The following is a 13,283-nucleotide window of genomic DNA, read 5'->3' as shown; positions in this document are numbered from 1 at the left end:
TTTAATTCCCGGCCGCCATTTCTTTTCCCGGCATTCGGAAGGCGGCTCGGGATTGCTTTACTAAAAGGCGTCCGGCGCGTTCTCCCCGGTGAGTGTGGCCAGCAGCGACCGGGCCAGCACGGTGGCGGCGGCGACGCGTGTGTCCTCCCGTTCGTCGCCCGTGACCTTGCCGATGACCGCATCGCGTACGGCCTGCGAGATGTCGAGCCCGCCGAACGGCTCGGGGAACGACAGCGCCATCAGGCACACGCCCACATTGGCGGACAGGATCGAGCGCGCGGCCAGCTCGGGCGCCGTGCGCAGCCGTCCCGCGGCACGGCAGCGCTCGACGGCCGCGAGCAGCAGGGCGTGCGCCTCCTTGATGCCCTGCGGGCGCTCGTCGCCGGTCGGGGTGAACATCAGCCGGTACAGATGCGGGTTGCCGAGGGCGAACGTGAGGTGACCGTCCCAGGCGGCCCGCAGGTCGGCGACCGGATCGCCGGTGAGCGGATTGCGCCGCTTGCCGGCCAGGAACCGCTCGAAGCCGAGATCGGCGACCGCGGTCAGCAGCCCCTGCTTGTCGCCGAACTGACGGTAGATCTCCGGCATGCCGACCTTGGCCCGGTCACAGATCGCCCTGGTCGAGACGGCCAGCGCGTCCTTGCCCGCGAGCAGCTCGGCGGTCGCTTCCAGGATGCGCTCTCGTGCCGTCGACATGCGTTCCACGATAGCAGCGCTAACAGTCTCGCATGGTGGCCTGTAATCGACGCTTACATGTTGTGTTAGCGTTGAATACATCCCGCCGGTCAGACGGCCTGTGGGATGTCCGATTACTCGTAAGCATGAGAGCCGGTGTCCTCTATGACCTTCACCGTCACCCACGTGGGCGGCCCCACCGCCATCCTGGAGATCGCCGGTGCGCGCATCCTGATCGACCCGACGTTCGACCGGCCCAGGCGCTATCCCAGCGGGCTGGAGCGGACCCGGCCTCCGGCCTTCGGCCCCGATGGCGTCGGCCGGATCGACGCCGTGCTCCTCTCGCACGACCAGCACGACGACAACCTCGACGACTCCGGCCGCGACCTGCTCGGCCGCGTCCCGATCGTGCTCTCCACACCGGGCGCCGCCGTACGGCTCGGCCCGCACGTCACGGGGCTGGCCGCCTGGCAGTCGTCGGTGCTGCCAACCGGCGAGGGGGCGATCACGGTCACCGCGGTGCCCGCCCTGCACGGTCCCGACGGCGTCGACCGCGGCGCCGACGGCGAGGTCACCGGGTTCGTGCTCAGCGGCGACGGCGTGCCGATCACCTACGTGTCCGGGGACAACGCCTCGGTCGTCCTGGCCAAGGAGGTCGGCGACCGGGTCAGGGCGGAGATCGGCCCGATCGACACGGCCGTGCTGTTCGCCGGCGCCGCCCGTACACCCGCGATCCTCGGCAACGCGCCGCTGACGCTCACCTCGGCCGGGGCGGCCCAGGTGGCCGCGCATCTCGACCCGCGCCGGGTCGTCGCCGTGCACACCGACAGCTGGAACATCTACTCCGAGGACATCGCCTCGCTCGTCCTGGCCTTCGAGGCGGCCGGTGTCGGCGACAGGCTGGTCGATCTGACGCCCGCCGGGGAGGCCAAGGATCTCGCCCCGTAGGTCAGGACAGGACGCGGGCCAGGGAGTGGTCGAGGCGGTAGAAGCCGGCGAAGTCCTTCTTCTCGGCGATGTCGTCGACACGGACGACCGCTCCGGTCTCGGGGGCGTTCATCATCTTGCCGTCGCCGAGGTAGATGCCCACGTGGTGGGTCTTGATCCGCTTCCTGGTCACCTTGCCGAAGAAGACGAGGTCGCCCGGCCTGCCGACGCGTACCTTGCGCATGCGCCGTACGTGGTCGTCGGTGTTGCCCGGCCCGAGCACGTCCTTGCCCGCGGCCAGCGCGTAGACCCAGCGGGCCAGGCCCGAGCAGTCCAGGCCCCTGGTCCTGGTCGCCGGGCACGGCTTGATCGATCCGGTGTAGCCGAGACAGGTACCCGTCGAGGGGCCCGGCTCGGCGCCGTGGCCGCCGCCCCAGGAGTAGGCGATGTCGCGCTTCTCGACGGCGTAGGCCAGGGCGACGACCCTGGGGAGTGCGATCTCGGCGATGGGGACCGAGGCGGTCGCGGCCAGCAGCAGGAGGACGAGGACCGCGGCTCCGGCGCGTAGTCGATTTGTCGTCATGGCAGGGTTCATCCTGCGCTATGGGCTCGGGAAGTGCGCAGGTGTGACATGTACGCATGTGGCGGGTCAGCCGGAGATCTCGACCACTCCACGAACGCTCGTCCTCGCGTCGACCTCGCCGAGCAGGTAGGCGGCCAGGTCGGCCCTGGACAGCGGCTTGACGCCGGGCAGGTGGGCGTCGGTCGCCGTGCGGTAGGCGTGGGTCGGGGGGCCGTCGGTCAGCATCGGCGGGCGTACGACGGTCCAGTCGAGGTCGGACGTCGTACGCAGGAGGCGTTCCATGTCGGCGTAGCCGTGCCGGTACATGCGCTGGATCACCCACCTGGTCACCAGGCGCCGGCCGATCGGCGTGCCTGGGGCGATCTCGAGCCCGGCCGACGACAGGCACAGCAACCGGCTCACGCCCGCCTCGCGCATCGCGGCCATGACGGCGGTGACGCCCTGGGAGTAGACGGTGGTGGGACGGCGGCGATCGGTGCTGCCCAGGCAGGACAGCACGGCGTCGTGCCCGGCGACGGCGGCGTGCCAGCTTGCCGGGTCCAGCACGTCGCCGGTGATCACACGTACCCGTTCGCGCCCTTCGACCCGGTCGGGGTCGCGGGCCACGACCGTCACGTCGTGCCCCGCCGCGACCGCCTGGCCGAGCACCTGGCGCCCGGTGCCCCCGGTCGCTCCGAAGATCATCAGCTTCATCGTCACGACGCCTCCGTACGGGCGTCCAGTGTGCGGCGCGACAGCAGGAACCCCGCGACGACCAGCCAGATCAGCCCCCCGAACCGCGCCACCGGCAGCAGGAAGGCGGCCCCGGGCAGCAGCAGCGTGAGCGCCGACGCGAACGCGATCCCCGCCACGACGAGCCCCGCGACAGCCACCCCTCGCGGCACCACCCCGGCCACCAGCGAAGGTACGGCGACGCCCGCCATCAACAGCCCCAGCGGCACGACGTGCCCCGGCCCTCCGGTGACGAAGGCCAGATCCTGCACCATCCGGACCAGCGCGTCCTCGGCCACCACCTCGGGACGCGACAACACCCACGACAGCAGCGCCGAGCAGGCCAGCAGGGCGGCGGCGAGCACCCCGCCCGCCGGTGCGAGCAGCGGCGCGGGCCCGGTCGCGCCGAGTCGCCGCAGCCTGCCCGCGACGACCGCGGAGAAGGCGGTCAGCGAGATCGCCGAGACGAACTGCAGGAACGCCCCCACCGCCACCGCGTCCTGATGCGCCCGGAAATACGCGGATATGTCGCCCGCCTCCTCGAACGGCGAGGGAAAGGTGTCGCCGCCCGCCAGGACGACCCCGACCACGAGCCCCGCGACGAACTGCCCCGCGAACGCCGCCGCGAGCACACCCGGCAGCCGCGCCCCACGCCGCGCCCCCGGCCCGGCCGCGGCGGCCCGTTCTGGGCTGGTCGGCCAATCGGTTGACATCACACATCACTTCTTTCGAGGAATGATTCATGGCAGTGAATTATTCTGTGATGTGTACGGTATGCCGAGCGGCCGAAACCCGCAACCAGGAAAGGAAGGAAGGGCGCGACGTGCTCAGGTCGGCGCGGACCACGCCATACGGCGCGGGCCGTGCCGTCCCCTGATGCCACGTTCGGGAGGATCACGCCCAGCGTGCACGCCCGTGCGCAGACTCAACCTTAGAGTCACCGGGTGGTGTCGGAGAGTGGTTTCGCCGATGCCGTATGAGGTGAGGCGGGCGGCGGGGGTCGGGGTGGGCGCGTGCTGGGCTGTTTCAGCGCGTACGTGGGGGTTGTCGGAGGGTTGGCCTAGAGTCGGCGAGGTGAGATCCCTCCTGGCGCGGGCCGATGCGCTTCTGGGCGAGGCGCGCACGCTGCTCGCCGACGACGCCGAGGCCAGGCGTGGCGTGCACGAGGCGCTGGCGGCGCTGCGGGGCAGGCTGGCCAGGGCCGGGCTCGACGCCGTTCCCGTCTCGCGGCTGCGCGACGTCACCGGGGGCAGGCTGCGGATCGGCGTGCTCGAACAGGCCGGGTGCACGAGCGTGCTGCAGGTGCTCGACCGCACACCGCACGGCCTGCAGCTCATCCCCGGCATCGGCGCCCGTACGGCGGGCCAGATCCACACGGCCGCCCTGCAGATCGCCAGGGCCGCGGCGGCGGTGACGCCGGTGCAGATCGACGTCGACGAGCGTGACGCCGAGACCACCGCCCTGCTGATCGCCCTGAGCCGCCTGGTCGGCGCGGGGGCCGAGCTGCCCAGGGCGCTGGCCGCCGCGCGGACGGTCGAGCAGCACCTGGCCGACCTCCTGCCCGTCGCGAGACCGGCCGGTAGCCGCCTGCGGATGCTGTTCGCCGGGAAGCGCGGCCGGGCCAGGGCGAGGGACGCCGTCGACCGCCTCGACGCCCTGCTCGGCCCGGAGGGGTCGCTCGGCGGGCGCGAGACGGCGCTGCTGATCCAGCAGGCCACCGTCGACCTGCTGCGCCCGCCGCCCTCGCCCGCCGTCGTGTGGATCGACTTCGAGCTGCGCGCCCCCGAGTACTACAACCTGCTGGCCGAGCTGGCAGCGCTCGAACCCGGCGACCAGGTCGCGGCCGAAGGCTTCATGCCGGACGAGCTGGCCGCCAAGGTCAGGGCGCAGGAGCTCGACGACACCCATCGCCGGGTCTCGCTGCGCGGGTACCAGGCGTTCGGGGCGAAGTTCGCCCTGGCCCAGGGGCGGGTGATACTCGGCGACGAGATGGGGCTCGGCAAGACCGTGCAGGCCGTGGCGGCGCTGGCCCATCTCAAGGCCGGTGGCCTGACCCACTTCCTGGTCGCCTGCCCGGCGAGCGTGCTGGTCAACTGGACCAGGGAGATCGAGGCGCGCAGCACGTTGCGCGCGTTCGCCGTGCACGGCGCGGACCGGGACGCCGCGCTGGCCGAGTGGATCAGGCTGGGTGACGTCGCCGTCTGCACGATCGACGCGCTGCACCGCCTTGAGGTCCCGGCCGGGCTCGGCGTCGGGCTGTTCGTCCTGGACGAGGCCCATTACGTGAAAAATCCGGACACGCGGCGCTCGCAGGCCGTGGCCGCCTGGTGTGCCAGGACCGAGCGGGTGCTGTTCCTGACCGGCACGCCGATGGAGAACCGGGTGGAGGAGTTCAGGACACTCGTCGGCTACCTGCGTCCCGGGCTGGCCGACGAGCTGGCCGAGACGGGAGCCGCCTCCGGGGCCGCGGGCGCCAGGGCCTTCCGCAGGGCCGTGGCCCCCGCGTACCTGCGACGCAACCAGGAGGACGTGCTGACCGAGCTGCCCGACCTGGTGCACGTCGACGAGTGGGAGCCGTTCAGCGCGCCCGACCGCGAGGCGTACCTGAAGGCGGTGGCCTCGGGCAACTTCATGGCCATGCGCAGGGCCGCCTACGAGGTGCCAGGCTCGTCGGCCAAGCTGGAGCGCCTGCGTGAGCTGGTCGAGGAGGCGGCCGGCAACGGGCAGAAGGTCGTCGTCTTCTCCTTCTTCCGTTCCGTGCTCGCCACCGTCGCCTCCGGGCTGCCCGGCGGCTCGCCGGTCTTCGGGCCGATCTCGGGACAGCTCTCTCCCGCGGCCAGGCAGCGTGTGGTCGACGACTTCTCGGCCGAGCCCGGCCATGCCGTACTGCTCGGCCAGATCCAGGCCGGGGGCGTCGGGCTCAACCTGCAGGCCGCCTCCGTCGTCGTCCTGTGCGAACCGCAGGTCAAGCCCACGACGGAGAGCCAGGCCGTGGCCCGCGCGCATCGCATGGGCCAGGTGCGCCGGGTCCAGGTGCACCGGCTGCTCACCCCCGACAGCGTCGACGAGCGCCTGCTGACGATCCTGCGCGGCAAGAGCGGCCTGTTCGACGCCTACGCCAGACGCAGCGACCTGGCCGATGCCGCCCCCGACGCCCTCGACATCTCCGAGCAGTCCCTCGCCCGCCAGATCGTCGAGGCCGAACAGTCCCGCCTGTCCCTCGCCCGGTGACGCCCCAAGAAGTGGCGTGGGCCTGCCTGGAGGACATCCGGGTCGTCAGCCCAGCGCCGCGGAGCCACGGTCACGCCCCCGAGCGAGGCCGCCACCCACATCCCCTCCCTGCCGACAACACCCCGAAGCCCACCACGACTCCCTTCCCCCGCACGTCGAGCACGGCCAGGACGCGACTTCTGCGGCAGACAGAGGTGGTGATGACCGCCAGGACGCCGGGATCGACGGCGATGACCGAGACGACCTACGCCGTCGGCATCGGGCGGCAGCTCACTCTCACGCTTGGCAAGGACGGGCAGATCTCCGGCAACGTCGTCCTCAACGCCCGGTTCCTGGAGCGCGACATCAAGCTCGCCCGCCGCGCGGCCGGAATCCTGGCCGGTCGGGTCGGCGGCGAACGGGCAGGGTTTGAACTCCCGGCACTACGCGGTGCTCGCCCTGGTCGGCTCGACGGGGTTCGTCGAGCCGACCGACGAACTCCTGCACGGCCTCGTCGATGCCATCGAGTACCTGCGCGAGCACGGCGGCGCCGGGCGGGAGGTGAGAGGGCACCCCGACGGCTACTCCACCTCGTGTCCCGGTGACGCCCTCTACCGGTGGGTGCGCGCCGGGGCCAGGCGCCCCTCGGCTGCAAGGCCCTCACCCGAGGTCGTCTACGAGGGCGGGGTGCCGCGCTGGCCCGGACGCGTCCTTGAGGTGAGCGACCCGATGATGCGCGGCCCGGACGTGCTGGTGTGGCAGGCCAAGATGGCCAAGCGAGGCTGGAACATCACCGTCGACGAGGTGTACGGGCCGCAGTCGGCCGGGGTGTGCCGCGGCTACCAGCGCGCCACGGGCCTGCCGCAGACAGGTGAGGTCGACGAACTCATCTGGGCGATGACCTGGTCGTGGAAGCCCCGCCGCTGTGACGCCCACCTGCCGGTGCTCCTGCGCCGCGCACGACCCAGACGAAGACCCTGCTGCTCCCGCCGAGCCTGCGCCTGGGCGGGTACCGGGCGAGATCCACGAGACGAACTGACCTTCAGGGCCGGTCCCTGCCGGACCGGCCCTTTCGCATCCCCGAGGAGAACCTATGCACGCAGACCCGATCCAGTACGGCAAGCCGCCCATCGAGCGGAAGGTCACGGCTGCATCGGCGGGCTTCCTACCTTGGCCTGCTCGCCGTGCTCACCGTGCTTCAGGCCGTCAACACCGACCTCGACCTGATCGCATTCCTGCCCGACGCGATCGAGACGCTGGCCATCCCGCTGCTGCCCGGCCTGATCACCTACGTGTCCGGGTACAAGGCCAAGCACACCGCCAGGCCCGATCTGCCTCCAGACCAGCGCTGAGATCGTTCCTGTGCCGCGCGCGCAGCGCTCCTGCGGGAACCACGCGGCACCGCGCTGTTCGTGAGACGGCGACCACGAGCGGCCAGGCCCAGACAACCGGCCGCCGCTGGACTCTCAGCCCCGTTCCCCTCCTGCTCGGCAGGCGGAGGAACGGGGCTTTTCCGCGTTTCCAACTGCACCCGCAACGCCTCGGGTACCGATGAGGTCCGCGTAGGCGAGGTTCGCGGGCGGTGATGGTGGCGGGCGGTGCGATGGTTCGCCAGACTCGCATGTCCTCCTCGTCGGCCGCTGGCGGCGAGCGCAGCTGCGGATCGGCCCGGCTGATGAGGATTCGTGATCATCGCATTTGTTGCGTGCTCAAGTTGGGCGTTCAGTGCTTTCGCGGCTATGCCTGTGGGGTGGGAAGGTTCCCGGTAGGCTCCTGCGGTCAGGTGAGGACCAGGTGGTAAGGGGTGCACGGGGTGCAGGAGATCGAGGTCAAGTATCGGGTGGATGACCTGCACGCCCTGGAGTGCGCACTTACCGAGCGGGGTGTGAGGCTGTCGGCGCCCGTGCGTCAGGATGATCAGGCTTACGCTCAGCCGGGTTGGGAGTACGGCCGGCCCAAGGTCGGCGTGGCGTTCGCAAGATTGCGCACGCAGGGCGAGCGGCACCTGTTCACCGTCAAGACGCCGCTGGCCAACGAGATGGCCTGCCTGGAGCACGAGTCCGAGATCGCCGACCGCGAGCAGATGCATCAGGCGATCATGCAGATGGGTTTTCGTCCTACGGTGTGCATCCGGAAGGTCCGGCGAACCGCGCGATGGGATGACCTGTCGCTGTGTGTGGACCAGGTCGAGCACGCGGGGCTGTTCTTGGAGATCGAGACGGTCGTCGCGGCCGAAGAGTCCGGCGTGGCCGCGCAGGAACAGCTTGACGGGTTCGCGCGTTCGCTCGGCGTGCGTCTTGAGCGGATGAGCGACACCTACGACTCCCTGGTGCGGGCGGCGCTGACCCCTGCCTAGAACAGCGCGATCTCCTCGGATGCGCTGAGCGCGCCCACCGGCAAGGCGACAGCTTTCACCCGCAGGTCCAGGGTGAGTGCCGCGTGATCGGTCAGGGACTGCTCGCGGGTCTCGTGCAGATAGGCGCACGCACCGACGTGCCCGGCTAGTTCTGCGCCGACGTGCAGGTAGTCGTAGCGGTAGCCGTCTGCGGTGCGGCCGATCCAACTGTAGGGCTGGGCATGGGGCTGGCAGTGGTCGTGGGCGTCGACCAGGCCGTGTGTGCGGAGGGTTTCCAACAAGGCGAATTCAAAGGGAAGAAACCCCGGGTGCAGAGGCCGATGGGAGCGGGCGATGACGTTGTAGTCGCCGCCGAGCACGAGATGCTCCCGCTGCTCGGCGGGAAGGGCGGCCAGGGCCTGCAGCAGGGAGGTGATGAAGCCTTGCTTGCGTTCGGTCTTGACCTGGCTCCGGTCACGGGAAGGTACGTACACGCCCACCACGCTCACCTGCGGCTGGGTGTCCAGGACGACGGCGGCGACCCTGCCGGGGATCGACACCGCGCTCATGCCGGCGCTCAACGAGGCAGACTGCTCGTGCATCACCCTGACGCGGCTGACCAGGGCCGCGCCTCGGTCACCCACGTCGGCGGTGTTCACGACCGCCCACCCCGCCTGCCGGAACCGCTCCAGCAGGTAGGCCGTGCCGGTGCCCGCGCTGGTCTCGGTCAGCATGAACACCTGCTCTTCGCGTGCCGACAGCCAACCCAGGATGCGCTCAGCGCGCTCCCGCGAGGCGGCGCCGATGTTGACGGTGAGCACGGACAGCATCATGTGGGCCTTTCAGGCGGACGACAGGTCGAGCTGGTGAAGCATCTGGGCGACGACGCCCTCCGGCTTCAGACTGCGGCAGTCGATCTGGACTTGATGCCACCCCTGATCGTTGAGAAAGCGGAAGGCCTCGTCGTACAGGCCCAGCTCGCGCTCGGGTGAGCCGATACGCTCCAGCCGGGAGTGACGTTGGCGCTCATTCAACCGCGTTTGGATGATGCTCGCCTCGTGTTGCAGGTAGAACGACACGTGCGGGGCCTCGGCGAAGGAGTTGTAGCGCCAGATCTCCTCCAGCTCTAGACCGTCGAGGCGTTGCAGGACCAATGAGGAGGGCACGTAGCGGTCGCTGATCACGTGGCGGCCGGCTCGCAGCGCGGGCAGGATCTCGTCTGTGAGGTGGGCAGAGCGGTCGGCGGCGATGGCCAGCGCCAGAGCTCGTCCTGTCAGCCCGGCCTCGGCTGAGCGGGCGAGCTTGCCCAGCGGCGTGTCGGACGGCTCGGTGGTCAGATGAACGTCCGCTCCACGCTCGCGAAGGCGCTGGGCGAGCAACCCGGCCGAAGTGGTCTTCCCGACCCCGTTGGGGCCTTCGACGACGATGAACGTCGAAGCCTTCACGCGAATCGCCGGCCGACCTGAAGAACGGGGGCGGGCATAGGGCACTGCTCGGTGTCGACCTGGCCGATCGCCTGGCCTCGTGAGATCAGCGCAGCGGGGCACCCTTTGCCGCAGGAGGCGTTCAGCGAGCAGGTGCTGCACGTGCTGTTGGTGCCCATCCGGAGTCTGCCTTCCAGGTCGTAGCCGTCCAGCGGGCCGACGACCTCGTCGTCGAGGATGTTGCCGACCACGAAGTCGGTGTCAGGGTAGGGCGATTGCGGAGTTCGGGCGGCGAAGACGAGGTAGGGGCAGACAGTGGTGGCGCCGTCTGAGAAGACGTAGATGAGCTTGCCCGCGTCACAGCCGGCCAAAGGCTTGTCGTCGTTGGGGAAGCGGATGTGCACCACATCGACGCCGCGCTCGCGGAACTGCTCGGTGACGGATCGGATGGCCCGCATCTTGTCGTCGGCGGCGGCCATGCGGCTCTGACTCTTGACCCCGCGGCCCATCGACGACAGCGGGTTCATGAGTACGTACGCGGCGCCGACCTCGACGGCGAACGCGCACAGGGCCTCGAACTCCTCGGCGTCGGTGAGCACGTTCGGGGTGGACAGCAGCCCTTGAAGCAGTCCTGCGGCGGCGAACTTGCGGACCGTCGCCACGGTGAGGCCGAAGGAAGCGGTGTCGCCCCGGAACCTGCCGTGGGACTCTCGCCGGAATCCGTCCAGGCTCACGTTCACGTGCACATTGCCCAAGGCCGCCGGCTCGGCGATCTGCCGGTCGCCGGTCTGGGTGGCGTTGGTGCAGATTCCCAGCGGCAGTCCCAGTTCGGCGACGTGCGCACACAACATCATGATGTCGGGGTGGACAAACGGCTCCCCGCCGGTCAAGGTGATGCGCTCCACGCGGGCGCGCAGCAGCCGGGGAATCACCTTCTCGACGAGGTCGGTGTAGCCGATGTCGCGGCCTTCCCTGACGGAGGAGACGAAGCAGTGCGCGCAGTGCAGGTTGCAGCGCTCAGTGATCTGGATGAGCGCCTTGCGCCCGTCGCCGCCGACCGATGTGCGGAAGTAGCAGGAGTTCGCTGCGGTGTCGATGATCAAGGGCTTCTGCACGATCAACCTCCTGATAGGACGGCGGATTCTTCGCAGGGTGTGAGGTGGCGGTCCTTGGTCAGGTCATGGGGACATCATGCGCCTCGGGTCGTCTCGGCGCTCTGTGTCCGGACGAGGGAGGGTTAGATCGCGACCGCGGATCGTGGCCGGCAGCTCCGGCAGTGGGAACGAGCGTTCTCACAGCTCATGCCAGGCGGTTTCTGGCCTGCTGTAGCCGTTCGGGGTCCTTGTTGTGGTGGATGTGGGTGAGGCGGCCTTCGCCGTCGTAGCTCAGGTCGACGGTGTAGACGTCGAGCGTCCCGATCCGCGTGGCCGAGTGCTCGTACTCGGTGAACAGGTTGCTGAAGTGCTTCGTCGTGAGGTGAATGCCAGCCTCCGATCCAGGACTACGTGCATGTTGGTGCACGGCTGCCTGACTCACGTCGTTCGTGCCCGGCTGCCAGGCAGTCGCTTCTCGTCGAGCTGCCTCTCTTCCTCCAGGCATCCGCGCAGCTCGTTCAGGCCTCTCCCGCAGCGGATGTTGCTGCGCCCTCCTGTGTTCGGGACCGGCTGGCGCCGCAGAGCGACCCAGCCGTCCTCCGCTTTGCTGATGTCCCACACCCGCCCGAATTCGTCGAGCGTCTCTCGCAGGAGCTGGGTAGAGGTCCGGGGAGGATGTCATGCGGCGTTCACCTTGCCCTCGGTGGCTCTCATCGCATTCTTGAGATTCCGGACGCGCCGGTGATGATCTTTACGGCGATGTCCGGCCGATGGCCTTGGACCAGGCGGCCGGAGACCTCGCCGGTGAGGCACACGATCAGTGCTTCCCCCTGGTGGAGCTGTGTCACCGTGGCGATGCGGGTGCCGGGCGAAAACGCGAACACCATCAACTCGGGTGCGGTGAATCGGGGCAGCGAAGCGGCGCAGTCCCTGTCGAGCAGCGTGGTGGCCACCCTGGCCACCTCAAGGACACGAAGCCTGTTCCTTCTGAGGGCATCACGGACCAGGCCCAGGCTGCTGTCGGGAGGAAGTTCAGCCCAGGCGTCGGGGATCCGCGAGTGACCTGGCGGCACCACACTCTCGCCCACCATGGTGGGCGGGGCGGGGCTGGAGGGGCGTACGTCGACCATGGGGGTTTCCTATATAGAGGTGTCGAATTCAGAGGACGATGGGCCGCCGACATCACGCCGCCTCACCCCTCAGCGAGGGTGAGCATGCCGCCGACGAAATAGGCCGAAGTCCCGGACGTTGTGGGATCGCTGGGGTCCTCGGGGCGCCGGCTGTGGACCGGGACCAGACCGTCCTCATCCCACACCCACCGCTCGCCGACCATGGCGCGCACCTGATCCGGCGTGCGCAGGTACATCTGCTGGTCGGCCGCGGAATACTCGTCGGCCGCGTTCCTCAGCCGCCGAGGGTGCGGCCCGACGAGGGCAGCGTGGCTGATGACGAGTTTGCTGCCCGGCGGCAGTTTCCCGGCCAGTGTGGCCAGAACCCGGGACGGGAGCTTGACGAAGTGCAGTAGCGCCACCGCCAGCACAGCGACCGGCTGCTCGAAGTCGATCAGGGCGCGCACCTCGCGCCGGGCCAGCAGGTCGGCCATGTGGCGCACGTCGGCATCCACGATCGTCGTGCGCGGCGCGCGGAGCAGGGCGCGCCCGTGCACGCACACGAGCGGGTCGATGTCGACGTAGACACAGCATGCGTTGGGGTGAACGTCCTGGGCGACCTGGTGAACGTTGCGCATGGTGGGCAACCCGGACCCCAGATCGAGGAACCGGGTGAACCCATCGGTAGCCAGCTCGTGGACCGCCCGGATGAGGAAGTCCCGGTTGTTGCGCACCGCCAGCCGTAACCCCATCTTCCCGAGCGCAGCCACAACGCGGTCGGCTACCGCCCGATCGGCGGCGAAGTTGTCCTTCCCGCCGAGGAAGTAGTCGTACATGCGCGCGACGTTCGGCACATCAGGCCTCAGCCGATCCTCCAGATCGACCGGGGAACCGGAAGTGTCCAGACTGCCGGGGTTTCTGTCGACCATGAGGGTTCCTAGAGGCTTCGAGTTCATCCGGGCGCTTGCGAGCGAGCGGACTGCAGCAGGCGCTGCAGTCCTTCAGGGCTGCGGTGACGTAGCCGCTCCTCATGGGGATGCTCGGTGCGCTCGGCACACCAGCAGCCGTGTGCTGTCCCGTTGGTCTCCCGCCAGATCGTCCAGTCGGGAAACTCGGCCTGCAGGATCTCGGCCGTAGAGGGGGCGAGGAGCAGGGGCGGCTCGTCCATGGCCTTGACGGTAGACAGCCTTGTAGGTCAAGCCCACGTACGAGACG

Annotated in this window: 16 protein-coding genes; 5 read left to right on the top strand and 11 right to left on the bottom strand. The window is 69.6% G+C overall.

The window, feature by feature from the left end; translation table 11 throughout:
• Positions 1-60: 60 nt before the first annotated feature.
• A complete protein-coding gene (locus ACTWNK_RS19890; RefSeq protein ID WP_474305863.1) occupies positions 61-696 on the bottom strand; it encodes a TetR/AcrR family transcriptional regulator in 636 nt (211 codons plus the stop codon).
• A gap of 144 nt (positions 697-840) precedes the next feature.
• On the opposite strand from ACTWNK_RS19890, the gene ACTWNK_RS19885 reads away from it, so the two are divergent.
• The gene (locus ACTWNK_RS19885; RefSeq protein ID WP_474305862.1) at positions 841-1,623 is read left to right on the top strand and encodes an MBL fold metallo-hydrolase; all 783 of its coding nucleotides are present in this window, start codon (positions 841-843) and stop codon (positions 1,621-1,623) included.
• Between the two features lies 1 nt (position 1,624).
• On the opposite strand, the gene ACTWNK_RS19880 is transcribed toward ACTWNK_RS19885, so the two are convergent.
• The 3 genes from ACTWNK_RS19880 to ACTWNK_RS19870 form a co-directional block, all read right to left on the bottom strand.
• Positions 1,625-2,185, bottom strand: coding sequence for a C40 family peptidase (locus ACTWNK_RS19880; protein ID WP_474305861.1), 561 nt, complete (start codon positions 2,183-2,185; stop codon positions 1,625-1,627).
• Between the two features lie 66 nt (positions 2,186-2,251).
• Complete coding sequence (locus tag ACTWNK_RS19875) at positions 2,252-2,878, bottom strand: NAD(P)-dependent oxidoreductase (RefSeq protein ID WP_474310947.1); 627 nt, start codon at positions 2,876-2,878, stop codon at positions 2,252-2,254.
• 2 nt (positions 2,879-2,880) lie between these two features.
• Positions 2,881-3,609, bottom strand: coding sequence for a hypothetical protein (locus tag ACTWNK_RS19870; RefSeq protein ID WP_474305860.1), 729 nt, complete (start codon positions 3,607-3,609; stop codon positions 2,881-2,883).
• Positions 3,610-3,970: 361 nt separating this feature from the next.
• On the opposite strand from ACTWNK_RS19870, the gene ACTWNK_RS19865 reads away from it, so the two are divergent.
• The 4 genes from ACTWNK_RS19865 to ACTWNK_RS19850 all read left to right on the top strand — a co-directional run bounded on the left by ACTWNK_RS19865 (position 3,971) and on the right by ACTWNK_RS19850 (position 8,462).
• Positions 3,971-6,127: a DEAD/DEAH box helicase gene (locus ACTWNK_RS19865; RefSeq protein ID WP_474305859.1), complete on the top strand. Its 2,157-nt coding sequence runs from the start codon at positions 3,971-3,973 to the stop codon at positions 6,125-6,127.
• Positions 6,128-6,535: 408 nt separating this feature from the next.
• Positions 6,536-7,333, top strand: coding sequence for a peptidoglycan-binding domain-containing protein (locus ACTWNK_RS19860; RefSeq protein WP_474305858.1), 798 nt, complete (start codon positions 6,536-6,538; stop codon positions 7,331-7,333).
• On the top strand, positions 7,291-7,458 hold the full coding sequence (locus tag ACTWNK_RS19855) for a hypothetical protein (protein WP_474305857.1): 168 nt from the start codon (positions 7,291-7,293) through the stop codon (positions 7,456-7,458). Before ACTWNK_RS19860 ends, ACTWNK_RS19855 begins: the two co-directional genes overlap by 43 nt.
• 461 nt (positions 7,459-7,919) lie before the next feature.
• Entirely contained in the window at positions 7,920-8,462 is a 543-nt protein-coding gene (locus ACTWNK_RS19850; RefSeq protein ID WP_474305856.1) for a class IV adenylate cyclase, read from the top strand.
• Here ACTWNK_RS19850 and ACTWNK_RS19845 read toward each other — a convergent pair.
• The 7 genes from ACTWNK_RS19845 to ACTWNK_RS19815 form a co-directional block, all read right to left on the bottom strand.
• Positions 8,459-9,262, bottom strand: coding sequence for an exonuclease/endonuclease/phosphatase family protein (locus ACTWNK_RS19845; protein ID WP_474305855.1), 804 nt, complete (start codon positions 9,260-9,262; stop codon positions 8,459-8,461). The genes ACTWNK_RS19850 and ACTWNK_RS19845 overlap by 4 nt on opposite strands.
• 21 nt (positions 9,263-9,283) lie before the next feature.
• Complete coding sequence (gene tmk, locus ACTWNK_RS19840) at positions 9,284-9,886, bottom strand: dTMP kinase (RefSeq protein WP_474305854.1); 603 nt, start codon at positions 9,884-9,886, stop codon at positions 9,284-9,286.
• The gene (locus tag ACTWNK_RS19835; RefSeq protein WP_474305853.1) at positions 9,883-10,980 is read right to left on the bottom strand and encodes a radical SAM protein; all 1,098 of its coding nucleotides are present in this window, start codon (positions 10,978-10,980) and stop codon (positions 9,883-9,885) included. The genes tmk and ACTWNK_RS19835 overlap by 4 nt, the downstream gene beginning before the upstream one ends.
• Before the next feature lie 184 nt (positions 10,981-11,164).
• Positions 11,165-11,386, bottom strand: coding sequence for a hypothetical protein (locus tag ACTWNK_RS19830; RefSeq protein WP_474305852.1), 222 nt, complete (start codon positions 11,384-11,386; stop codon positions 11,165-11,167).
• A 283-nt stretch (positions 11,387-11,669) separates the two neighbouring features.
• Positions 11,670-11,912 (bottom strand): hypothetical protein, encoded by a 243-nt coding sequence (locus ACTWNK_RS19825; protein WP_474305851.1) that lies wholly within the window; start codon positions 11,910-11,912, stop codon positions 11,670-11,672.
• A 239-nt stretch (positions 11,913-12,151) separates the two neighbouring features.
• Positions 12,152-12,997 carry an SAM-dependent methyltransferase gene (locus ACTWNK_RS19820; protein WP_474305849.1) on the bottom strand — a complete coding sequence of 282 codons (846 nt, stop codon included), beginning with the start codon at positions 12,995-12,997 and terminating at the stop codon, positions 12,152-12,154.
• A 23-nt stretch (positions 12,998-13,020) separates the two neighbouring features.
• A complete protein-coding gene (locus tag ACTWNK_RS19815; RefSeq protein WP_474305847.1) occupies positions 13,021-13,236 on the bottom strand; it encodes a hypothetical protein in 216 nt (71 codons plus the stop codon).
• Positions 13,237-13,283 lie beyond the last annotated feature (47 nt).

The organism is Nonomuraea sp. IBHARD001 (assembly GCF_056106265.1).
This window is presented reverse-complemented; position numbering and strand designations above follow the sequence as displayed.

What these genes read in the sequence shown, in the direction of transcription:
- ACTWNK_RS19880 (WP_474305861.1), bottom strand. Translation starts at nt 2,185, where the DNA reads ATGACGACAAATCGACTACGCGCCGGAGCCGCGGTCCTCGTCCTCCTG.
- ACTWNK_RS19820 (WP_474305849.1), bottom strand. Translation starts at nt 12,997, where the DNA reads ATGGTCGACAGAAACCCCGGCAGTCTGGACACTTCCGGTTCCCCGGTC.
- ACTWNK_RS19815 (WP_474305847.1), bottom strand. Translation starts at nt 13,236, where the DNA reads ATGGACGAGCCGCCCCTGCTCCTCGCCCCCTCTACGGCCGAGATCCTG.
- ACTWNK_RS19890 (WP_474305863.1), bottom strand. Translation starts at nt 696, where the DNA reads ATGTCGACGGCACGAGAGCGCATCCTGGAAGCGACCGCCGAGCTGCTC.
- ACTWNK_RS19875 (WP_474310947.1), bottom strand. Translation starts at nt 2,878, where the DNA reads ATGAAGCTGATGATCTTCGGAGCGACCGGGGGCACCGGGCGCCAGGTG.
- ACTWNK_RS19870 (WP_474305860.1), bottom strand. Translation starts at nt 3,609, where the DNA reads ATGTCAACCGATTGGCCGACCAGCCCAGAACGGGCCGCCGCGGCCGGG.
- ACTWNK_RS19885 (WP_474305862.1), top strand. Translation starts at nt 841, where the DNA reads ATGACCTTCACCGTCACCCACGTGGGCGGCCCCACCGCCATCCTGGAG.